The organism is Shinella sp. R2-11 (assembly GCF_055330205.1).
The window spans coordinates 386,994-408,019 of the sequence record NZ_JBVAPC010000004.1 but is presented as its reverse complement, the minus strand read 5'-3'; the positions used below and the strand labels follow the sequence as shown (position 1 = coordinate 408,019).

Genomic DNA, 21,026 nt, shown 5'->3' with positions numbered 1-21,026 from the left:
TTTGTTTTTGTTTTGTTCACATTTCGCTGGCAGGGTCCGGCGGACAGGACTAGGGTTGGACAATGCAGGACACGATTCGCATCATCGGCATCGATCCGGGGCTTCGCCGCACCGGCTGGGGCGTCATCGAGACGCTCGGCAATTCGCTGCGCTTCGTCGCCTCGGGCACCGTGACGTCGGATGGCGAGATGGATCTTGCCTCGCGGCTCTGCCAGCTGCACGACGGGCTCGCCGAGATCGTGCACAGCTACCAGCCCGATGAAGCCGCCGTGGAGCAGACCTTCGTCAACAAGGACGCGACCGCGACGCTGAAGCTCGGCCAGGCGCGCGGCATCGCCATGCTGGTGCCGGCGCGTGCGGGCCTCAGCGTTGCCGAATATGCGCCGAACGCGGTCAAGAAGGCCGTCATCGGCGTCGGCCATGGCGAGAAGCAGCAGATCCACATGATGCTGAAGGTGCTGATGCCCAAGGCCACCTTCGTCGGTAACGACGCGGCCGACGCGCTCGCCATCGCCATCTGCCACGCCCACAACCGCCAGGGCCTCTCCGGCCGCCTCGCCAAGCTCGCCGGCTGATTTGTTCTTGACTTGTTCTGGTTGTGCCGGTAAGTAATACTGCAGAGGTATTACCATGCGTGTGACGGAAAAAGGCCAGGTGACGATCCCGAAGGATATCCGCGAGCGGCTGAATATCGGCCCGGGCTCGGAGGTGGATTTCGTTGCCGATGAAAAGGGCGCGCGGCTGATCGTCGTCGCCGGCGGTAGGGCGGCGGAGCCGGACGATTTCGAGGCATGGCTGAAAAGCCGGACCGGCACGTTCGACACCCACGGCATGACGACCGACGAATATATGGAATGGCTCCGGGGACCGCGCGATGACCTCGGTTCTGATTGATACCAATATCATCATCGATGTCTTCGGGCCGGAAACGTCGTTCAAGATTTGGTCGTCGGAGATCATTCTGGCGCTGAAGCCGGATGCGCAGTTCATCCTGTCGCCGGTCGTCTGGTCGGAGCTTGCCGGCATGATGGCGAGCGAGGACGTGCTGGCGCAATCGCTCGCCCGTCTCAACCCGGTGCGCGAGGCCCTGCCGTTTACGGCCGCCTATCAGGCGGGGCTGGCGCATCAGCGCTACCGGCGGGCCGGCGGGCAGCGCGAGCGTACCTTGCCGGATTTCCTGATCGGGGCCCATGCTTCCGTGCGCTCCCACCGGCTACTCACCCGCGATGCCGCCCGCTACCGCTCCTATTTCCCCGCGCTCGACATCATATCCCCCGAAACCCATCCCTGACGGACCCACCCATGATCGGCAAACTCAAAGGCACCATCGACGAGATCGGCGAGGATCATGTGGTTCTCGACGTGCACGGGGTCGGCTATGTCGCCCATTGCTCGGCGCGCACGCTCGGCAGGCTCGGCTCGGCCGGGGAGGCGGCGGTGCTGTTCATCGAGACCTATGTGCGGGAGGACCAGTTCCGCCTCTTCGGCTTCCTGACGGCGCTGGAGCGGGAATGGTTCCGGCTGTTGCAGAGCGTGCAGGGCGTCGGCTCCAAGGTGGCGCTGGCGGTGCTGTCGACGCTCACGCCGGGGGAGCTGGCGAACGCCATCGCGCTGCAGGACAAGACGGCCGTTTCGCGCGCGCCGGGTGTCGGGCCGAAGGTGGCTGTGCGCATCGTCACCGAATTGCGCAACAAGGCGCCGGCCTTTGTCGGAGAGGCCTCGGCCGCCATCGGGCTGAAGCAGGAGATCGGCGAGGGCGTCGCCTCCGCGCCGGTCGCCGATGCGGTGTCGGCGCTCACCAATCTCGGCTATTCGCGCGACCAGGCGGCCAATGCGGTCGCGTCGGCGCTCAAGAACGGCGGGGAGGGGGCCGACAGCGCCAAGCTCATCCGCCTCGGCCTCAAGGAATTGTCGCGGTGATGCGGTTGCTTTGCGCCGTGGACAATGGGATTAGGGCTCAATGAGCGACGAGACGAGACTGCTTTCGCCCGACAAGCGCGGCGAGGACATCGATACGGCCCTGCGGCCGCAGACGCTGGACGACTTCACCGGCCAGGCGGAGGCGCGCGCCAACCTCAAGATCTTCATCGAGGCGGCGAAGAACCGCGGCGAGGCGCTCGACCATGTGCTCTTCGTCGGCCCTCCCGGCCTCGGCAAGACGACGCTGGCGCAGATCATGGCCAAGGAGCTCGGCGTCAATTTCCGCTCGACCTCCGGCCCGGTCATCGCGAAAGCCGGCGACCTTGCGGCGCTGCTGACCAATCTCGAAGAGCGCGACGTGCTCTTCATCGACGAGATCCACCGCCTCAACCCGGCCGTCGAGGAAATCCTCTATCCGGCCATGGAGGATTTCCAGCTCGATCTTATCATCGGCGAAGGCCCGGCGGCCCGCTCGGTGAAGATCGACCTGTCGAAATTCACGCTCGTCGCCGCCACCACGCGCCTCGGCCTCCTGACGACGCCGCTGCGCGACCGTTTCGGTATTCCGGTGCGGCTCAATTTCTACACCGTCGAGGAGTTGGAATCGATCGTGCGCCGCGGCGCGCGGCTGATGGGCCTCGGCATGACGGACGGCGGCGCGCGCGAGATCGCCCGGCGCGCCCGCGGCACGCCGCGCATTGCCGGCCGCCTGCTGCGCCGGGTGCGTGACTTTGCCGAGGTGGCGCGGGCGGAGGCGGTGACGCAGAAGATCGCCGATGAGGCACTGACGCGGCTTCTCGTCGACAATATGGGCCTCGACCAGCTCGACCGGCGCTACCTCTCGATGATCGCACACAATTTCGGCGGCGGGCCGGTCGGCATCGAGACCATCGCGGCAGGGCTTTCCGAGCCGCGCGATGCCATCGAGGACATCATCGAGCCCTACATGATCCAGCAGGGCTTCATCCAGCGCACGCCGCGTGGGCGCGTGCTGACCGCCAATGCCTGGAAGCATCTCGGCCTCACCCCGCCGAAGGATATCGAGGCGACGCAGTTCCGGCTCGGGCTCGAGGATGAGTGAGCCGGCCCGCCACATGATCCGGATCGACCGCAAGCCGCATCTCTTCAGCTTCCGCGTGGCGGGCCTGATCTTCCGGGAGGGATACGTTCTCGCCCAGCGCGGCGTGAAGGACGATTACTGGGCGCTGCCCGGCGGGCGGGCGGAGATCGGCGAGGATTCGCAGGAGACGATCGTCCGCGAGATGCGCGAGGAGCTTCATCGCGAGGCCCGCGTCGAGCGCCTCCTGTGGACCGTCGAGAACTTCTTCTCCTACGAGGGCTACACGGCGCACGAGCTCGGCTTCTACTACCTGCTTTCGCTCGCCGAGCCGTTCCCCTTCCATGAGGAGGACATCGTGCACCGCGTGGTCGATGGAATCGAGGTGGAATTCCGTTGGCTGAAGGCCACCCCGCAGGCGCTCGCCATGCACCGGCTGAAACCGCAATTCGTCGCCGAGCGCATCGATCGGCTGCCGGCGGCGGGCGAACATCACATCGTCAGGGAAAGGGCGGCAGCGTGACCGGAACGACCCATCGGCTTTCGGGCGAACTCACCGAGGCAGGCCACCGGCTCGTGCAGCGCGTCTATTACGAGGACACGGATTTCTCCGGCGTCGTCTACCATGCCCGCTACCTGCATTTCCTGGAGCGCGGGCGGACGGATTACCTGCGCCTGCTCGGCGTCGAGCAGGGCAGCCTCGTTCTGGAGGAAGACCGCGAGGGCCTCGTCTTCGTCGTCCATCGCATGGAGATCGACTTCAAGGCGCCGGCGCGGATGGACGACATCCTGACGATCCTGACATCCACCGAGAAGGCGGGCGGGGCGAAGATGATCCTCAACCAGGAAATCCGCCGCGGTGAACAGCTCCTGATCGCCGCGCGCGTCATCATCGCCGTCATCAATGCGGCCGGCCGCCCGCGGCGGCTGCCGGAGGCGCTGGCGACGAAATTTCTTGCCAGAAGCCAGGAAATTCCGGCCGCGCATTAGCGGTAACACTCCCTTAACCATAATGATGTCTTACTCGGCTGGTGAGGATTTTGTGCACTGCACGTCATCCTTTAACCAAAATTGCCGTGAAGAAGGCAGGTTGTAAGCGTTTGACCGGCATGGCGGCCGGCGGCATCAACCGGACATTCTTGACGGACTGCGAAGCGGGTGCGGGACGAAAACCCTGGCTGCGACGCGCGTTGTTGAATGCCGTAGCGGGTTTCTCCTCCCAGAGGCCCGCCGCGGCGTGAATGTGACCCGGTTCGAGCCGCGAAGGCCCGTGCCGGGTGTCTGGATTCGGGGACATAGGTCTATGGAACAAGTGGGTTTGGAAGCGGCTGGCAGCGTGACCCTGTGGGGTCTCTTCATCCAGGCCGGATTCATCGTGAAGCTGGTCATGCTCGGCCTTCTCGCCGCGTCCGTGTGGACCTGGGCCATCGTGGTCGACAAGTCCGTGAGCTACGGCCGGGCGCGCCGCCAGCTCGACAGCTTCGAGCAGGTCTTCTGGTCGGGCCAGTCGCTGGAGGAGCTCTATCGCACGCTCTCCGACCGGCAGACCACCGGCATGAGCGCCATCTTCGTGGCGGCGATGCGGGAATGGAAGAAGAGCTTCGAACGCGGGGCGCGCTCGCCCATCGGGTTGCAGATGCGTATCGACCGGGCGATGGACGTGACGCTGTCGCGCGAATCCGAGACGCTGGAAGCCCGGCTCGGCTCGCTCGCCACCATCGGCTCGGCGGCGCCCTTCGTCGGCCTCTTCGGCACGGTCGTCGGCATCATGACCTCCTTCCAGGCCATCGCCGGCTCCAAGCAGACGAGCCTTGCGGTCGTGGCGCCGGGCATCGCGGAAGCGCTGCTGGCCACCGCCATCGGCCTCGTCGCCGCCATTCCCGCGGTCATCGCCTACAACAAGTTCTCCGCCGACGCCGGCAAGCTGACGGCGCGCATGGAGGGCTTTGCGGACGAGTTCTCGGCCATCCTCTCGCGCCAGATCGACGAGAAGCTGCAGCCGCGCGCCGCGGCGCAGTAAGACGGAGACGACACCATGGGCATGTCAGTCGGAGCGAAGAATTCAGGCGGCGGACGCCGCCGCCGGGGCGGCAAGCGCGCCCCGATGAGCGAGATCAACGTGACGCCGATGGTCGACGTCATGCTCGTGCTGCTCATCATCTTCATGGTCGCGGCCCCCCTGATGACCGTCGGCGTGCCGCTCGACCTGCCGAAGACGCAGGCGAAAGCCCTCAATGCCGATACGCAGCCGATCACCGTTTCGGTCAAGGCCGACGGCCAGGTCTTCCTGCAGGAAACCGCGATCCCGATCGAGGAGGTCGCCGCCAAGCTCCAGGCCGTGGCCACCACGGGCTATACCGAGCGCATCTTCGTGCGCGGTGACGGCATGGCGCCCTATGGCGTGATGGCCGACGTCATGTCGCGCATCCAGGCCGGCGGCTTCACCAATATCGGCCTCGTCACCGAGCAGAAACCGGACAGGTAATCGCACGCCATGAAGGGCAGCCTTGCCACATCCGCCGTCATCCACGCCGTGGTCCTCACCTGGGCGCTGGTTTCGCTCGGCAGTCCCGAGAGCTTCGACGTCGCCGATGTCGAGGCCCTGCCCGTCGATATCGTGTCGATCGAGGAGCTGACGCAGATCCAGCAGGGCGACAAGAAGGCCGAAATGAAGGAAAAGGCCGCCCCCGTTCCGACCAAGAAGCAGACGCCGGTCGAGAACGCGGAAAATGTCGGTGACAACGAGATCGACCTGAAGAACCTGCCGACGCCGGAGGAAAAGCCGCGCGACATCGAGACCGCCGCCTCGCCGGAAAAGGCCGAGAAGGTCGTCCAGACGCCGGACAGCAAGCCTGCCGAGGAAGCAAAGCCGGTCGAAAAGGCGAGCGAGCCCTCGACCGAGGTCGCCGCCCTTCCCGAGACCAAGCAGGAGGTCAAGCCCGACCCGAAGCCCGAGGCCAAGCCGGCGGAGGAAAAGCCCGCCGAGGACCCTGAAGCCGAGGCGCTGCCGGACAAGGTGCCGCTGCCCGAGATGAAGCCGAAGGTCGAGACGGCCAAGGCCGAGCCGGAGAAGAAGCCGGAAGAGAAGAAGACCGAGACGGCGAAGGCCCAGACGGCCAAGACGCCCGACCGCAAGAAGGACGAGAAGAAGAAGCAGGAGAAGGCGAGCTCGCTGAATGACAGCGACTTCAACGCCGACGAGATCGCCGCGCTTCTCAACAAGGAAAAGGCGGCCGGCGGCGGCGCCAAGCGCTCGCAGGAGCAGGCGGCGCTCGGCGGCAAGAAGACGACGACCGGCACCAAGCTCTCGATGAGCGAGATGGACGCGCTGCGCGGCCAGATCCAGAACAACTGGTCGATCATCCCCGGCCTTTCGGACGCCGCCGACGTGCGCATCAAGGTCACGATGCAGCTAGACCAGAACGGCGACATTATCGGCGAGCCGGAAGTCGTGGCGACCGGCGGCTCGGAGGCTGCGCGCCGGGCGCTTGCCGGCGGCGCGCGCCGCGCCATCATGAAATCGCGGCCCTTCAAGGGGCTGCCCCCGGAAAAATACGATGCCTGGAGCGAAGTTGTCGTGAACTTCGATCCGAGCGAAATGATGTAAGAACCAGGAAGGCCCAGATAGATGTTCAGACGCAATCTTCTCCGTTTGCTGGTCGTGCTGACCGGCCTTGCGGTGTCCCTGCCGCAGGCCTTTGCGAAAGTGGAAATCAACATCAACAAGGGCAATGTCGAGCCGCTGCCGATCGCGGTGACGGATTTCGTCGCCAGCGGCGACCTCGGCCAGCGCATCACCGACGTCATCGCGGCCGACCTCAAGCGCTCCGGCCTTTTCGCGCCGGTCAACAAGCAGGCCTTCATCGAGAAGATCTCCAATCCGGACCAGCCGCCGCGCTTCGAAGACTGGAAGGTCATCAACGCGCAGGCGCTCGTCACGGGCCGCGTGACGCAGGAGGGCGACGGGCGCCTGCGCGCCGAGTTCCGCCTCTGGGACACCTTCGCCGGCCAGCAGCTCACCGGCCAGCAGTTCTACACGCAGCCGGAAAACTGGCGCCGCGTGGCGCATATCATCGCCGATGCGATCTATGAGCGCCTGACGGGCGAGAAGGGCTACTTCGACACGCGCATCGTCTATGTCGCCGAAAGCGGCCCGAAGACGGACCGCAAGCGCCAGCTCGCCATCATGGACCAGGACGGCTTCAATGCCCGGGCGCTGACGAATTCGAATGAACTCGTGCTCACGCCGCGCTTCTCGCCGAACCGCCAGGAAATCACCTACATGTCCTTCGAGGGCAACCAGCCGCGCGTCTACCTGCTCCAGCTCGAGACGGGGCAGCGCGAGGTTGTCGGCAACTTCCCGGGCATGACCTTCTCGCCGCGCTTCTCGCCGGATGGCCAGAAGGTCATCATGAGCCTGCAGCAGGAGGGCAACTCCAACATCTACACGATGGACCTGCGCTCGCGCACCACGACGCGGCTGACCTCGACCGCGGCGATCGACACCTCGCCGTCCTATTCGCCCGACGGCAGCCAGATCGTCTTCGAAAGCGACCGCGGCGGCCGGCCGCAGCTCTACGTGATGGGCGCCGACGGCTCCGGCCAGCGCCGCATCTCCTTCGGCGACGGCTCCTATTCCACGCCGGTCTGGTCGCCGCGCGGCGACCTCATCGCCTTCACCAAGCAGTCGGGCGGCAAGTTCTCCATCGGCGTGATGAAGACGGACGGCTCGGGCGAGCGTATCCTCACCACGGGCTTCCACAATGAAGGCCCGACCTGGGCGCCGAACGGCCGCGTGCTGATGTTCTTCCGCCAGTCGGCCGGCGCCGGCGGCCCGCAGATCTACTCGATCGACCTGACGGGCTACAACGAGCAGCTCATCCAGACGAAGGGCTTTGCCTCCGACCCGGCCTGGTCGCCGCTGCTCGAATAGTCTTCGGACCATCCCATATGGGGCGAGTCTGCCGCGTTCTTGCCGCAAAGTCCTGTAAATCAGGCGCCACGGCGAGAGGCGGCGGGCCCGCTTCCGTTTCGGCATGCTGCCCGCGCGGATATGTGACGAGGTTCCGCGCCCGAGCATGCGACAGCATGATGAAATGCGAGGGGCCGGGGACGGTCTTACAAGCAATCGTTAACCATAACCGTTGAAGGCGGATTAACCGCTCCGGGTTACAGTCTGGCAACCCTGATTGAAACCTGACGCTTCAACGAACTTGACGCAAGAACTGATGCAAGGAGACCGGCTCATGAGCCGCATTCATACTCCGGCCGCTGGCCGCATGCAGACCATCGCCCGCAACCCGGTGATGATCGCGCTCGTCATGACGCTCGCCCTGGCGGGCTGCGCCTCCAAGAAGAACCTGCCGAACAGCGCAGGCGACCTCGGCCTCAACGGCGGCGCCGGCGGCGCTGCGACGCCCGGCTCGCAGCAGGACTTCACGGTCAATGTCGGCGACCGCATCTTCTTCGACACCGACTCCACGTCGATCCGCGCCGACGCCGCCGCGACGCTCGACCGCCAGGCCCAGTGGCTGCAGCGCTACCCGAACTACGCGATCACGGTCGAAGGCCACGCCGACGAACGCGGCACGCGCGAATATAACCTGGCGCTCGGCGCACGCCGCGCTGCGGCGACCCGCCAGTACCTCGCCTCGCGCGGTATCCCGGCAAACCGCATCAAGACGATCTCCTACGGCAAGGAACGTCCGGTCGCCGTCTGCGACGACATTTCCTGCTGGTCGCAGAACCGTCGTGCCGTCACCGTTCTCGGCGGCGCGGGCATGTAATTCCCCTCGGGGAACGCATGGAAAAGGCGGCCTTTCGGCCGCCTTTCTTTTTTCAACACACTTTGGCCGAACTCCGTTGCTTTTTGAGAGTATTTGGAAAACTCTTCGGCAGCGCTTCGGCGCACAATCGGACCAACAGGACGAAGATAGATGAAGAAACTTGTCGCGGCAGGCGTTCTCAGTCTCGCAGCGGTCGCAGGCACGGTCGGGCCGATCAGCGCATCGCCGCTCTCGACTCTGGCGAACGGCTTCCTTTCCCACAAGAGCCATGGAGCGGGCAACGGAAACGTGGTTCTCGCCCAGGCCATGGACCCGCGGGTCGGCCAGCTCGAGGAGGAGATCCGCAACCTCAACGGCCGCATCGAGGAGATGAGCTACCAGCTCCTGCAGATGCAGGAGCAGATCCGCAAGGCGCAGGAAGACAACGAGTATCGCTTCCAGGATCTGGAAAACAGCAAGGGCAAGGCCGGCGGCAAGAGCGGCGCGCTCGACAAGCCGGTCAATGGCGGAACGCCCGACCAGCAGATCGCCTCGAACCGGGTACCGGCGGATGACACCGCCGGGGCCGCCACGCTCGGCCAGCAGGGCGGCGGTGGCGGCGGCGCGCAGCCGCAGGAACTCGGCTCCATCAAGTTCGACGAGAACGGCAACCCGATCGGCGCCGAGACCAATCCGGACCTGAACAACCAGAGCGCCTCGATCGGCAACGACAACACGGTGCCGGGCGCCGATACCGGCCTGCCGCAGGCCTCGCAATCCTCCACCGCCTCGCTCGACAATCCCGACGATCTCTACCAGGCGGCCTATGGCCATGTGCTTTCGGGCGATTACCAGGTCGCCGAGCGCGAGTTCCGCGACTATCTCGACGTCTTCCCGAAGAGCGAGAAGGCCGCCGACGCGAATTTCTGGCTGGGCGAGGCGCAGTATTCGCAGGGCAACTTCAACGAGGCCGCCAAGACCTTCCTCAATGCCCACCAGAATTTCGCCAAGTCCAAGAAGGCGCCGGAAATGCTGCTGAAGCTCGGCATGTCGCTCGCCGCCCTCGATAATCGCGAAACCGCCTGCGCGACGCTGCGCGAAGTGAACAAGCGCTACCCGAACGCCTCCAAGGCCGTGAAGAACAAGGTTTCTTCCGAACAGAGCCGCCTGTCCTGCTGATTGCGGATGGAGGCAAGGCCGTGGCCCGCGCGGACAATCCCGTCGTCGAGGCAGCCGGCCGCCTGCTGACAAGTTTCAAACGCCCCGCCCGCCTGCTGATCGCCGTTTCCGGCGGCAGCGATTCGACGGGGCTTCTCGTGGCGCTCGCCACGCTCTGCGCCACCGGGCGCCATCCGCATATCACCCTTTCGGCCTGCACCGTCGATCATGGCCTTCGCGCCGGCTCGGACGATGAGGCTGCCGCCGTCGCAGCGCTTTGCGCGCGCCACGGCGTTCCCCATGTCATCCGGCGCTGGCGGGGCGCAAAGCCGCAGGCCGGCCTCCAGGCCGCCGCCCGCGCGAAACGCTATGAACTTCTTTGCGGCGCGGCCGTGGAAATGCAGGCGGATGCCATCCTCTCCGCCCATACGCGCGACGACCAGGTGGAGACCGTCGCCATGCGCGCGGCGCGGGCGGCGGACGGCATCGGGCTTTCCGGCATGGCGGATGCGGTTCTCCTCGACGGTGCGGTCTGGCTGCTGCGACCCTTCCTCGGCATCGACCGGGAGACGATCCGCTCATTTCTTCGCGAGAAGGGCGAAGGCTGGATCGACGACCCGAGCAATGCCAATCCCCGTTTCGAGCGGGTGCGCATCCGCACGCGAGGCGATGCGGCGGCCGTACCGCCGACGCCGGGCGAACGGCTCTCGCTGGCGCAGCGCGCGGCCGGGTTCCTTCTCGGCAATGTGCGGGCGGAGCGGGGCCTTTTCGCGCTTGCGCCGGCCGCGGTCGAGACGGCGCTCGCCGATCCCGCGCGCTGGCGGGGCCTGCTGCTGCTGGCGGCGACCGCCGGCGGGCGGGTGCATGTGCTGGAAACCCGCTCGGCCGGCCGGTTGCGGACCTTCCTTGCCAGCGGCACACTGTCGCGGATGACGGCCGGGCGCGTCGTGTTCGACCGCCGCCGCGACGGGCTCTATCTCTACCGAGAATGCCGCGACATCGCTCCCCTCGTCCTTCCCGCCGGGGCGGCGGGCGTTTGGGACGGCCGGTTTCGCCTCGTCAACGGGACGCGGCGGACGATCATCGTCTCGGCGCTCGGGCAGGAGGCGGTGGAAGGCCTTCAAGGCCCCGCCCTCAGGGCGCGCCATGCCGCGCCCTGCCTGAAATTCGAGGACGGCGCGCCGGTGGGTGCAGGCATGGTCGATATCGCCCCGGTGATCGCGCCCTACGCGCGATTCCTTCCCCGATTCGACCTGCCGGCCGCGCAGGCGCTGGCGCAGCTTGCCGGCTGCCCATCTTTTGCGTCTCCGCCGAACGAATGAAGGCGCAGGCCGAAGCGTTGTGGTAGCATGACGGCAGATGCCGGCATCGGGACGGCCCGCAAGGGGCCGTTCGGCCCGGCCTGTTGACGATAGTTTGAGAAAACCCCCCCGGGGCCGAGCGCTTTGCCTTGGCAAGGCCGCAAGGCGACCCTATGTTAGGCGGGAGAGAAGCGGTCAGGAGCCCTTGGCCGAGAAAGTGCCCGGAAAGCTCGATGAATCCTAACTTCCGAAACTTCGCCCTCTGGGCGATCATTGCCCTTCTGCTGATCGCGCTGTTCAGCATGTTCCAGACGAGCCCGACGCAGACCGGCTCGCGGGAAATCCCGTATTCGCAGTTCCTCAAGGAAGTGGACTCGAGCCGGGTCAAGGAAGTCGTCATTACCGGCGAGAAGATCGTCGGCAGCTATGTCGAGACCGGCGCGACCTTCCAGACCTATGCGCCGAACGGCGACAACTCGCTCGTCCAGCGCCTGGAGGCGAAGAACGTTGTCGTCAGCGCGCGGCCCGAGACGGACGGCTCGTCCGGCTTCCTCAGCTATATCGGCACGCTGCTGCCCATGCTGCTGATCCTCGGTGTCTGGCTGTTCTTCATGCGGCAGATGCAGGGCGGCTCGCGCGGGGCGATGGGCTTCGGCAAGTCCAAGGCGAAGCTCCTGACCGAAGCGCATGGCCGCGTGACCTTCGCGGATGTCGCGGGCGTGGACGAGGCCAAGCAGGATCTGGAAGAGATCGTCGAGTTCCTGCGCGATCCCCAAAAGTTCCAGCGTCTCGGCGGGCGCATTCCGCGCGGCGTGCTGCTCGTCGGCCCGCCCGGCACCGGCAAGACCTTGCTCGCCCGCTCCGTCGCGGGTGAGGCGAATGTGCCGTTCTTCACCATTTCGGGTTCCGACTTCGTGGAAATGTTCGTCGGCGTCGGTGCCAGCCGCGTGCGCGACATGTTCGAGCAGGCCAAGAAGAACGCGCCCTGCATCATCTTCATCGACGAAATCGACGCCGTCGGCCGCCATCGCGGCGCCGGTCTCGGCGGCGGCAACGACGAGCGCGAGCAGACGCTGAACCAGCTTCTCGTTGAGATGGACGGCTTCGAGGCGAACGAGGGCATCATCCTCATCGCCGCGACCAACCGCCCCGACGTCCTCGACCCGGCGCTGCTGCGTCCCGGCCGCTTCGACCGCCAGGTCGTCGTGCCGAACCCGGACATCGTCGGCCGCGAGCGCATCCTCAAGGTGCATGTGCGCAACGTGCCGCTCGCGCCGAATGTCGACCTCAAGATCCTTGCCCGCGGCACGCCCGGCTTCTCCGGCGCTGACCTCATGAACCTCGTCAACGAGGCGGCCCTGATGGCCGCGCGCCGCAACAAGCGCCTCGTCACCATGCAGGAATTCGAGGACGCCAAGGACAAGATCATGATGGGCGCCGAGCGCCGCTCCTCGGCCATGACCGAGGCGGAAAAGAAGCTCACCGCCTATCACGAGGCCGGCCACGCCATCGTCGCGCTCAAGGTGCCGCTCGCCGATCCGCTGCACAAGGCGACGATCATTCCGCGCGGCCGTGCGCTCGGCATGGTCATGCAGCTTCCCGAAGGTGACCGCTACTCGATGAGCTACAAGTGGATGGTCTCGCGCCTCGCCATCATGATGGGCGGCCGCGTCGCCGAGGAGATCACCTTCGGCAAGGACAACATCACCTCCGGCGCATCCTCGGACATCGAGCAGGCCACCAAGCTTGCCCGCGCCATGGTTACGCAATGGGGCTTCTCCGATCAGCTCGGCCAGGTCGCCTATGGCGAGAACCAGCAGGAGGTCTTCCTCGGTCATTCCGTCGCGCAGCAGAAGAACGTGTCCGAAGCGACCGCGCAGAAGATCGATAACGAGATCCGCCGGCTGATCGACGAGGCCTATGCCGAGGCCAAGCGCATCATCAGCGAGCAGAACCACGAATTCGTGGCGCTCGCCGAAGGCCTGCTCGAATACGAGACGCTGACGGGCGACGAGATCAAGGCGCTGATCCGCGGCGAGAAGCCGGCGCGCGATCTTGGTGACGACACGCCGCCGCATCGCGGCTCGGCCGTTCCGAAGGCCGGCCAGAAGAAGGGCGGCGAACCGGAAAGCGGAATGGAACCGCAGCCGCAGTAATCGCCGCGACAGGAAACATGGAAACGGCCGGGAAATCTTTCCCGGCCGTTTTCTTTCGGTAACGCAGTGTAATGAATCCTGATTCCGGGACGGGTGTTCTTTGCCCGGTTTTATGGCAAAGAAGCGCAAAAGCTGCGCGTCTTAAGCTTAAGGTTACCCGAGGGGGCTAGTATGCTTGCCTCGTTGGTGCCTCGCGGAAGGCACCTTGGACGCGGCAGATGGGGCGCGTATCGCGCCGGCGCGGCGGCTTACCGCCCGGCCGGCGAATTCAGGAGCGAACATGAAACGTCGTTACTTCGGCACGGATGGCATCCGGGGTCAATCCAACACCTTCCCGATGACGCCGGACCTTGCCATGCGGGTCGGCATCGCCGTCGGCACGATCTTCCGGCGCGGCGCCCACCGGCACCGCGTGGTGATCGGCAAGGACACGCGCCTTTCCGGCTACATGCTGGAAAACGCCATGGTGGCGGGCTTCACCGCGGCCGGCATCGACGCCTTCGTCCTCGGCCCGATCCCGACGCCCGCTGTCGCCATGCTGACGCGGTCGCTGCGCGCCGATATCGGCGTGATGATCTCGGCCTCGCACAATCCCTTCTACGACAACGGCATCAAGCTCTTCGGCCCGGACGGCTACAAGCTTTCCGACGAGCTGGAGATGGAGATCGAGGACCTGCTCGAGAAGGACATGATGGCGCAGCTCGCTAAGTCCGCCGAGATCGGCCGGGCCAAGCGCATCGACGGCGTGCACGACCGCTATATCGAGCATGCCAAGCGCACGCTGCCGCGTGACGTCACGCTGCAGGGCCTGCGCGTCGCCATCGACTGCGCCAATGGCGCGGCCTATCGCGTGGCGCCGGCCGCGCTCTGGGAGCTCGGCGCGGATGTCGTGACCATCGGCAACGAGCCGGACGGCCTCAACATCAATCTCGAATGCGGCTCGACCCACCCGGAAACGCTGCAGCGCAAGGTGCATGAGGTGCGCGCCGATATCGGCATCGCGCTCGATGGCGACGCCGACCGCGTGCAGATCGTCGACGAGAACGGCAAGATCATCGACGGCGACCAGCTGATGGCGGTCATCGCCGAAAGCTGGGCGGAGGACGGCATGCTGCGTGGCGGCGGCATCGTCGCGACCGTCATGTCCAATCTCGGTCTCGAACGCTTCCTTACGGACAAGGGCCTTGGCCTCCAGCGCACCAAGGTCGGCGACCGCTATGTCGTCGAGCATATGCGCCAGCACGACTACAATGTCGGCGGCGAGCAGTCCGGCCATATCGTTCTGTCCGATTTCGGCACGACCGGCGACGGCCTCGTGGCGGCGCTGCAGATCCTTGCCTGCGTCAAGCGCAGCGGCAGGACGGTGAGCGAGGTCTGCAACCGTTTCGAGCCGGTGCCGCAGATCCTCAAGAATGTTCGCGTGCAGGCCGGCAAGCCGCTGGAAGACGCCGCGGTGCGCCAGGCCATCGCGGATGCGGAAAGCGAGCTTGCCCGCAACGGCCGCCTCCTCATCCGCCCCTCCGGCACCGAGCCGCTGATCCGCGTGATGGCGGAAGGCGACGATCGCGCCCAGGTGGAGCGCATCGTGGATGAGCTCGTCGGCGTCATCGGCGCGGTGCGCAGCGCCGCCTGAACGGATCGACCGCATTTTTCTGAAGGCCGGGGCCTTGCCCCGGCCTTTTCTATTGGCGGCAAGTGGAAGTGCGTTCTTTACTTAAAGATTTACCGGATTTGTGAATGGTTGTTAACGGATAGAGTAAATTTTTGTAGTTAATCGGGCCTTAACCTTTCTTCGCCATTATCCATAGCCGATCGAGGGACTTGGAAAGCCGGCTTGCCGGGCGTGCCAAGCACAAGCCTATTGGAGCAAGGCCATGAGGAAAGTTTTGAGTGGCATCGTCGCCGTCCTGCTGACAGGCACGTCGGGTTACGCGGCCGATCTGTATGAGCCGCAGGTCATCGAGGCCTCGGCACAGGAAGTCGCGGTGGTTGAGACGGGCGGCTGGTACCTGCGCGGTGATACGGGCTGGTCGTACAACAAGATGCGCGGGGCGCATTATTTTCCGAATGGTACTAACATATCGAATGATTTCGATACCACCCGGTTGAAGAGTGGTTTTACTATCGGTGGTGGTGTCGGTTACCAGATTACCGATCACTTCCGCACTGATGTTACGCTCGATTATATGTTTAATTCTAAATTCCGTGGTTCGACCTCCGGTGGCGGTGCCGCTGGGGCTTATGACCCCGCCGGTAGCGCTTGCTCGGGGCCATGTACTTCGACTGACATCGCTTCTATGACGGCTCTTAGCCTACTCGCTAATGCCTATGTGGATATAGGGCATTATGGAGCCATTACCCCGTATGTTGGCGCTGGTATCGGTGGAACATACGTGCGGTGGAATAACTTGAAGAACACAAACTGCTCGACAATCGACGATACCCACTGCGACGGTACCGTGACGCATGGCGGCAAGAGAAGCTGGCGCTTCACATATGCTCTCATGGCTGGTGCATCGGTCGATGTGACCTGTAACCTCAAGGCCGATATTGGCTACCGCTTCCGCCACGTCACTAAGGGAGATATGTTCGGCTTTGTCGGCAGTGCCGGCGGTCCCGGTTACGACAAGGGCTTCTACAGCCACGAGGCCCGCGCCGGTCTGCGTTACTCCTTCAACGGCTGCGAAACGGCGACCTATGTCCCGCCGGCCGATATTCCGATCGAGCAGCCGGTCTACAAGTAAGCCGCCTTGCCGGATGAATTTTCAGGGCCGCCCTTCGGGGCGGCCTTTTGCGTTCCGGCGCGGCGGGGAGGGGCTTAACGGTTTCTTCATTCCTTAAGAAATATGGTTAACCGACGGTGTATGGCGGCGTGAGGCGGCCGGCGCCGGGGTTACTGCCGGACATATCCGGTCTTCAGGGAAATGAGACATGTTCCGCCGCTTCGCACCGTTTGGCATGGCCGCCGTCGCCGCTTTCATCGCGACGAGTGCCGTTGCCGACGACATCGAGATCATCGATGCGCCGGAAATCGACGTGTCGAAAAGCGCTTCGGCCGAAGGCTGGTACATTCGCGGCGATCTCGGCTATTCCGGCTGGATCAAGGGTGACCGGCCCCGCCTCACGGATGCGGGCGGCACGCGGGATTTCGATACGGCGCGCTTCTCCCGGCCGCTCTCCTACGGCGTCGGCATCGGCTACCAGTTCAGCGATCTCTTGCGCGGCGATGTGATCGCCGATTTTTCCAAAGATGACTTCAAGGGCAGCGCGACCTGCGCCGGCGGTCCCTGCGCCTTCAAGGCGGACTATTCCGCCGCCGGCCTGATGGCGAACGGCTATGTCGACCTCGGCACGCTCGCCGGCTTCACGCCCTATCTCGGGGCAGGGCTCGGCGTGACCTGGCTCGACTGGCGGGACCCTGCCTGCTCGGGCGCGGGCTGCACCGGTCTGGAAGGGCGGGACGGCTTGCGCTTCACCTATGCCCTGATGGCCGGCGCTTCCGTGGACCTCACCTCCCGCGTCAAGCTCGACTTCGGCTATCGCTTCTCCGGCATGGGCGGCGGCAAGGCCTTCCGCTCCGCCGCTGGCGACGTGGAGATCCGCGACCACGGGCTGCACAAGCACGAATTCCGCGTCGGGCTGCGCGTTCCTCTCTGGTAAGGCATCGTCTATTGGCTTTTGCGGCGGCGCGCCGGGCAACCCGCGCACCGTTTCCGTTGCGCCCTAATATTTTTCGATCGCGACATATTCCGCTTGACTTGAAAACGGCTCTCCCATATTTCCGGCGGCGGGACACTCCTCCCCAACGAGGAGCTATCTATCTGGAAGGATAGCGATCATGACGAAGACCGTCACACCGCCGGACGTGCGTCCGAACAATACCCATTTCTCTTCTGGCCCTTGCTCGAAGCGCCCCAATTGGTCGCTCGAAGCGCTTTCCGATGCGCCGCTCGGTCGTTCGCACCGCGCCAAGATCGGCAAGACCAAGCTCAAGCAGGCCATCGATCTCACCCGTGACGTCCTGGAAGTGCCGGCGGATTACCGCATCGGCATCGTGCCGGCCTCCGATACCGGCGCCGTCGAGATGGCGCTGTGGTCGCTGCTCGGCCCGCGCGGCGTCGACATGGTCGCCTGGGAAAGCTTCGGTTCGGGCTGGGTCTCGGACGTCGTGAAGGAGCTGAAGCTCCCCGACACCCGCAAGATCACGGCGGATTACGGTCTGCTTCCCGACCTTTCCACGATCGATTTCGACCGTGACGTGGTCTTCACCTGGAATGGCACGACCTCGGGTGTGCGCGTGCCGAACGCCGACTTCATCCCGGCAGACCGCAAGGGCCTCACCATCTGCGACGCGACCTCGGCCGCCTTCGCGCAGAACCTCGATTTCGCCAAGCTCGATGTCGTCACCTTCTCCTGGCAGAAGGTGCTGGGCGGCGAGGGCGCGCACGGCGTCATCATCCTGTCGCCGCGTGCCGTCGAACGCCTCGAAAGCTACACGCCGGCATGGCCGATGCCGAAGATCTTCCGCATGACCAAGGGCGGCAAGCTGATCGAGGGCATCTTCCAGGGCGAGACGATCAACACGCCCTCCATGCTCTGCGTCGAGGACTATATCGATGCGCTCCTCTGGGCCAAGAAGGTCGGCGGCCTCAAGGGCCTGATGGCCCGCGCCGATGCCAATGCCAAGGTCATCTTCGACTTCGTCGAGAAGAACGAGTGGATCGCCAATCTCGCCAGGGACCCGGCGACGCGCTCCAACACCTCGGTCTGCCTGACGATCGCCGACAAGGACGTGCTGGCGCTCGACGCCGAGGCTCAAGGCGCTTTCGCCAAGGGCCTCGTCTCGTTGCTCGACAAACAGGGTGTCGCCTATGACATCGGCGCCTACCGCGATGCCCCGTCGGGCCTTCGCATCTGGGCCGGCGCCACCATCGACACCGCCGACCTCGAGGCGCTGATGCCTTGGCTGACCTGGGCCTTCGAGACCCAGAAGGCGACGCTTTCCAAGGCTGCGGCCTGATTTCGCGACCGGCTTCGTCCTCCGGGCGAAGCCACCCTTTATCTCATCTTCCAAGACCGATTTAAGGAGGCCATCGTGGCACCTCGCGTACTCGTATCCGACGAACTCTCGGAAACCGCCGTCCAGATCTTTCGCGATCGCGGCGTCGAAGTCGACTTCCAGCCGAAGCTCGGCAAGGACAAGGAAAAGCTCGCCGAGATCATCGGCAATTATGACGGCCTTGCCATCCGCTCGGCCACCAAGGCGACGGAAAAGCTGATCGCGGCGGCGACCAACCTCAAGGTCATCGGCCGCGCCGGCATCGGCGTCGACAATGTCGATATCCCGGCCGCCTCGCGCCGTGGCATCATCGTCATGAACACGCCCTTCGGCAATTCGATCACCACGGCCGAGCATGCCATCGCGCTGATGTTCGCCGTTGCCCGCCAGCTTCCCGCGGCCGATACCTCCACGCAGGCCGGCAAGTGGGAGAAGTCCAAGTTCATGGGCGTCGAGATCACCGGCAAGACGCTCGGCGTCATCGGCGCCGGCAATATCGGCGGTATCGTCTGCAAGAAGGCCATCGGCATCGGCATGCATGTCATCGCCTACGATCCCTTCCTGTCGGCCGAGCGTGCCGTGGAAATGGGTGTCGAGAAGGTGGAACTGGACGACCTGCTCGCCCGCGCCGACTTCATCACCCTCCACGTTCCGATGACCGACAAGACGCGCGGCATCCTCGGCAAGGAAGCGCTCGCCAAGACCAAGAAGGGCGTGCGTATCATCAATTGCGCCCGCGGCGGCCTCGTCGACGAGGCGGCGCTTGCCGAAGCCATCAAGTCCGGCCATGTCGCCGGTGCCGGCTTCGACGTGTTCGAGGTCGAGCCCGCGACCGAAAGCCCGCTCTTCGGCCTCGATAACGTCGTCTGCACGCCGCATCTCGGCGCATCGACCACGGAAGCGCAGGAGAACGTCGCGCTCCAGGTCGCCGAGCAGATGTCGGACTACCTCGTCAAGGGCGCCGTCTCCAACGCCATCAACATGCCGTCGATCACGGCGGAGGAAGCGCCGATCCTGAAGCCCTTCATCCGCCTTGCGGACGTGCTCGGCGCCTTCGTCGGCCAGGTCACGGAAAGCGCGATCAAGGAAATCGAGATCCTCTACGACGGCGCGACCGCGACGATGAACACCAAGGCGCTGACCAGCGCGGTGCTTGCCGGCCTCATCCGCTCGCAGGTGGCCGACGTCAACATGGTCTCGGCGCCGGTGATGATCAAGGAAAAGGGCATCATCCTCTCCGAGGTCAAGCGCGACAAGTCGGGCGTCTTCGACGGCTATATCCGCCTGACGGTGAAGACCGCCAATCAGACCCGCTCGGTCGCCGGCACGGTCTTCTCCGACGGCAAGCCGCGCTTCATCCAGATCAAGGGCATCAACCTCGACGCCGATGTCGGCCGCCACATGGTCTACATCACCAATACCGACGTTCCCGGCATGATCGGCTTCATCGGCATGACGCTCGGCGAGGCCGGCGTGAACATCGCGAACTTCCAGCTCGGCCGCGAGAAGGAAGGGGGCGACGCCATCGCGCTGCTCTATGTCGACGGCCCGATTTCCGATGACGTGGTCGCCAGGCTCGGCGCCAACCCGGCGATCCGCCAGGTCAAGCCGCTCGTCTTCAACGTCGACTGATCTTCGTCCCTCCCAAGACGGACTGGAAAGGCCCGCCGGAACTGTCCGGCGGGCCTTTTCTTTCAGCCGTTCTTTTCCTTCGGCCTGCCCCATTCGGCGACCGCGATGCCGCCGAGGACGAGGAGCAGGGCAAGGACATGGAAGAGCTGCATCGTCTCGCCGAGCAGGAAGACGGAGAGGATGGTGCCGAAGACGGGAATGGCGTTGATGAAGAGGCCGGCGCGGTTCGCGCCGATCATCTCGACGCCCCGCACATAGAGCACCTGCGACAGCAGCGAGGGGAAGATGCCGGCATAGAGCACGACGCCCCAGCCGGTGGCGTCCGGGAAGATGGCCGCGCCACGCGACAGCTCCCAGATGAAGAGCGGGATAGCGCTGAGGAGGGCGCCGAAGGCGGGGGCGGCGATGAAGCTCTGCCAGTGCAGGTCCGGCTTCCAGCGCAGCGATACCGTATAGCCGGCATAGACGATGCAGGCGACGAGCATCAGGGCATCGCCGAAATTGAACTGGAGTTCCGCCAGCGCCGAGAATTCGCCATGAGCGGCTGTTACCAGCACGCCGACAAGGGTCACGGTGAAGCCGAGAACCTGCGCGAGCGATGCCTGGATGCGGAAGAGCAGGAAGTTGAAGACGAAGATCAGCATGGGAATGCCGGCCTGCTCGATGACCGCATTGATGGCGCTGGTATAGCCGAGCGCGGTGTAGAGCAGGGCGTTGAAGGCCGTGAAGCCGAAGACGCCGTAGAGCAGGAGCTGCAGCCAGTGGCGGCGGATCTTCGGCCAGTCGCGCTTCACCTGCGGCAGCATGAGGGCGAGGATGACGAGAAGGGCCACGATCCAGCGAAAGGTCGTCAGCACCATCGGGCTGACATGGCCGACGGCGAGCTTGCCGGCAACCGAGTTCGCGCCCCAGAAAAGCGTGGTGACGGACAGATAGATATAGGCTCTGCTGTTCAAGGCGGCTTGTCCGGGTGAGAAA

The 21,026-nt window shown here is 64.9% G+C and carries 21 protein-coding genes; 20 read left to right on the top strand and 1 reads right to left on the bottom strand.

Annotated elements, in window-relative coordinates; translation table 11 throughout:
• The first annotated feature begins 62 nt into the window (after positions 1–62).
• The 20 genes from ruvC (at position 63) to serA (ending at position 20,048) form a co-directional block, all read left to right on the top strand.
• Positions 63–575 carry a crossover junction endodeoxyribonuclease RuvC gene (gene ruvC / locus ACZ1A1_RS13840; RefSeq protein WP_463620375.1) on the top strand — a complete coding sequence of 171 codons (513 nt, stop codon included), beginning with the start codon at positions 63–65 and terminating at the stop codon, positions 573–575.
• A gap of 55 nt (positions 576–630) precedes the next feature.
• On the top strand, positions 631–894 hold the full coding sequence (locus tag ACZ1A1_RS13835; RefSeq protein ID WP_463620374.1) for an AbrB/MazE/SpoVT family DNA-binding domain-containing protein: 264 nt from the start codon (positions 631–633) through the stop codon (positions 892–894).
• A complete protein-coding gene (locus ACZ1A1_RS13830) occupies positions 875–1,291 on the top strand; it encodes a type II toxin-antitoxin system VapC family toxin (RefSeq protein WP_463620373.1) in 417 nt (138 codons plus the stop codon). The genes ACZ1A1_RS13835 and ACZ1A1_RS13830 overlap by 20 nt, the downstream gene beginning before the upstream one ends.
• Positions 1,292–1,302: 11 nt before the next feature.
• Positions 1,303–1,920 (top strand): Holliday junction branch migration protein RuvA, encoded by a 618-nt coding sequence (gene ruvA, locus ACZ1A1_RS13825; protein ID WP_463620372.1) that lies wholly within the window; start codon positions 1,303–1,305, stop codon positions 1,918–1,920.
• Positions 1,921–1,960: 40 nt separating this feature from the next.
• A complete protein-coding gene (ruvB, locus tag ACZ1A1_RS13820; protein ID WP_203316021.1) occupies positions 1,961–3,001 on the top strand; it encodes a Holliday junction branch migration DNA helicase RuvB in 1,041 nt (346 codons plus the stop codon).
• Positions 2,994–3,500 (top strand): NUDIX hydrolase, encoded by a 507-nt coding sequence (locus ACZ1A1_RS13815; protein WP_463620371.1) that lies wholly within the window; start codon positions 2,994–2,996, stop codon positions 3,498–3,500. Before ruvB ends, ACZ1A1_RS13815 begins: the two co-directional genes overlap by 8 nt.
• Positions 3,497–3,967: a tol-pal system-associated acyl-CoA thioesterase gene (gene ybgC / locus ACZ1A1_RS13810; protein ID WP_463620370.1), complete on the top strand. Its 471-nt coding sequence runs from the start codon at positions 3,497–3,499 to the stop codon at positions 3,965–3,967. Before ACZ1A1_RS13815 ends, ybgC begins: the two co-directional genes overlap by 4 nt.
• 313 nt (positions 3,968–4,280) lie before the next feature.
• A complete protein-coding gene (gene tolQ / locus ACZ1A1_RS13805; RefSeq protein WP_119256724.1) occupies positions 4,281–4,997 on the top strand; it encodes a protein TolQ in 717 nt (238 codons plus the stop codon).
• Between the two features lie 15 nt (positions 4,998–5,012).
• Complete coding sequence (tolR, locus tag ACZ1A1_RS13800) at positions 5,013–5,462, top strand: protein TolR (protein WP_415215382.1); 450 nt, start codon at positions 5,013–5,015, stop codon at positions 5,460–5,462.
• A gap of 9 nt (positions 5,463–5,471) precedes the next feature.
• Complete coding sequence (locus tag ACZ1A1_RS13795; RefSeq protein ID WP_313196773.1) at positions 5,472–6,584, top strand: hypothetical protein; 1,113 nt, start codon at positions 5,472–5,474, stop codon at positions 6,582–6,584.
• 21 nt (positions 6,585–6,605) lie between these two features.
• The gene (gene tolB, locus ACZ1A1_RS13790; RefSeq protein ID WP_313196772.1) at positions 6,606–7,910 is read left to right on the top strand and encodes a Tol-Pal system beta propeller repeat protein TolB; all 1,305 of its coding nucleotides are present in this window, start codon (positions 6,606–6,608) and stop codon (positions 7,908–7,910) included.
• A 313-nt stretch (positions 7,911–8,223) separates the two neighbouring features.
• Positions 8,224–8,763 (top strand): peptidoglycan-associated lipoprotein Pal, encoded by a 540-nt coding sequence (pal, locus tag ACZ1A1_RS13785; RefSeq protein WP_313196771.1) that lies wholly within the window; start codon positions 8,224–8,226, stop codon positions 8,761–8,763.
• Between the two features lie 150 nt (positions 8,764–8,913).
• Positions 8,914–9,921, top strand: coding sequence for a tol-pal system protein YbgF (gene ybgF / locus ACZ1A1_RS13780; protein WP_463620369.1), 1,008 nt, complete (start codon positions 8,914–8,916; stop codon positions 9,919–9,921).
• A 20-nt stretch (positions 9,922–9,941) separates the two neighbouring features.
• Positions 9,942–11,222 carry a tRNA lysidine(34) synthetase TilS gene (gene tilS, locus ACZ1A1_RS13775; protein WP_463620368.1) on the top strand — a complete coding sequence of 427 codons (1,281 nt, stop codon included), beginning with the start codon at positions 9,942–9,944 and terminating at the stop codon, positions 11,220–11,222.
• Positions 11,223–11,434: 212 nt separating this feature from the next.
• The gene (gene ftsH / locus ACZ1A1_RS13770) at positions 11,435–13,357 is read left to right on the top strand and encodes an ATP-dependent zinc metalloprotease FtsH (protein ID WP_463620367.1); all 1,923 of its coding nucleotides are present in this window, start codon (positions 11,435–11,437) and stop codon (positions 13,355–13,357) included.
• A gap of 280 nt (positions 13,358–13,637) precedes the next feature.
• A complete protein-coding gene (gene glmM / locus ACZ1A1_RS13765) occupies positions 13,638–14,990 on the top strand; it encodes a phosphoglucosamine mutase (protein ID WP_313196767.1) in 1,353 nt (450 codons plus the stop codon).
• Positions 14,991–15,231: 241 nt separating this feature from the next.
• Positions 15,232–16,101: an outer membrane protein gene (locus ACZ1A1_RS13760; protein WP_463620366.1), complete on the top strand. Its 870-nt coding sequence runs from the start codon at positions 15,232–15,234 to the stop codon at positions 16,099–16,101.
• 187 nt (positions 16,102–16,288) lie between these two features.
• Complete coding sequence (locus ACZ1A1_RS13755) at positions 16,289–17,017, top strand: outer membrane protein (protein WP_463620365.1); 729 nt, start codon at positions 16,289–16,291, stop codon at positions 17,015–17,017.
• A 178-nt stretch (positions 17,018–17,195) separates the two neighbouring features.
• Entirely contained in the window at positions 17,196–18,377 is a 1,182-nt protein-coding gene (locus ACZ1A1_RS13750; RefSeq protein WP_463620364.1) for a phosphoserine transaminase, read from the top strand.
• Between the two features lie 75 nt (positions 18,378–18,452).
• The gene (gene serA / locus ACZ1A1_RS13745; protein ID WP_463620363.1) at positions 18,453–20,048 is read left to right on the top strand and encodes a phosphoglycerate dehydrogenase; all 1,596 of its coding nucleotides are present in this window, start codon (positions 18,453–18,455) and stop codon (positions 20,046–20,048) included.
• A gap of 62 nt (positions 20,049–20,110) precedes the next feature.
• Here serA and ACZ1A1_RS13740 read toward each other — a convergent pair whose 3' ends face one another.
• The gene (locus ACZ1A1_RS13740; RefSeq protein WP_463620362.1) at positions 20,111–21,004 is read right to left on the bottom strand and encodes a DMT family transporter; all 894 of its coding nucleotides are present in this window, start codon (positions 21,002–21,004) and stop codon (positions 20,111–20,113) included.
• Positions 21,005–21,026 lie beyond the last annotated feature (22 nt).

What these genes read in the sequence shown, in the direction of transcription:
- tolQ (WP_119256724.1), top strand. Translation starts at nt 4,281, where the DNA reads ATGGAACAAGTGGGTTTGGAAGCGGCTGGCAGCGTGACCCTGTGGGGT.
- tolR (WP_415215382.1), top strand. Translation starts at nt 5,013, where the DNA reads ATGGGCATGTCAGTCGGAGCGAAGAATTCAGGCGGCGGACGCCGCCGC.
- ruvC (WP_463620375.1), top strand. Translation starts at nt 63, where the DNA reads ATGCAGGACACGATTCGCATCATCGGCATCGATCCGGGGCTTCGCCGC.
- pal (WP_313196771.1), top strand. Translation starts at nt 8,224, where the DNA reads ATGAGCCGCATTCATACTCCGGCCGCTGGCCGCATGCAGACCATCGCC.
- ACZ1A1_RS13815 (WP_463620371.1), top strand. Translation starts at nt 2,994, where the DNA reads ATGAGTGAGCCGGCCCGCCACATGATCCGGATCGACCGCAAGCCGCAT.
- ACZ1A1_RS13835 (WP_463620374.1), top strand. Translation starts at nt 631, where the DNA reads ATGCGTGTGACGGAAAAAGGCCAGGTGACGATCCCGAAGGATATCCGC.
- ftsH (WP_463620367.1), top strand. Translation starts at nt 11,435, where the DNA reads ATGAATCCTAACTTCCGAAACTTCGCCCTCTGGGCGATCATTGCCCTT.
- ruvA (WP_463620372.1), top strand. Translation starts at nt 1,303, where the DNA reads ATGATCGGCAAACTCAAAGGCACCATCGACGAGATCGGCGAGGATCAT.
- tolB (WP_313196772.1), top strand. Translation starts at nt 6,606, where the DNA reads ATGTTCAGACGCAATCTTCTCCGTTTGCTGGTCGTGCTGACCGGCCTT.
- ruvB (WP_203316021.1), top strand. Translation starts at nt 1,961, where the DNA reads ATGAGCGACGAGACGAGACTGCTTTCGCCCGACAAGCGCGGCGAGGAC.
- ACZ1A1_RS13830 (WP_463620373.1), top strand. Translation starts at nt 875, where the DNA reads ATGACCTCGGTTCTGATTGATACCAATATCATCATCGATGTCTTCGGG.
- ACZ1A1_RS13760 (WP_463620366.1), top strand. Translation starts at nt 15,232, where the DNA reads ATGAGGAAAGTTTTGAGTGGCATCGTCGCCGTCCTGCTGACAGGCACG.
- ACZ1A1_RS13750 (WP_463620364.1), top strand. Translation starts at nt 17,196, where the DNA reads ATGACGAAGACCGTCACACCGCCGGACGTGCGTCCGAACAATACCCAT.
- ACZ1A1_RS13755 (WP_463620365.1), top strand. Translation starts at nt 16,289, where the DNA reads ATGTTCCGCCGCTTCGCACCGTTTGGCATGGCCGCCGTCGCCGCTTTC.
- ACZ1A1_RS13795 (WP_313196773.1), top strand. Translation starts at nt 5,472, where the DNA reads ATGAAGGGCAGCCTTGCCACATCCGCCGTCATCCACGCCGTGGTCCTC.
- ybgF (WP_463620369.1), top strand. Translation starts at nt 8,914, where the DNA reads ATGAAGAAACTTGTCGCGGCAGGCGTTCTCAGTCTCGCAGCGGTCGCA.
- glmM (WP_313196767.1), top strand. Translation starts at nt 13,638, where the DNA reads ATGAAACGTCGTTACTTCGGCACGGATGGCATCCGGGGTCAATCCAAC.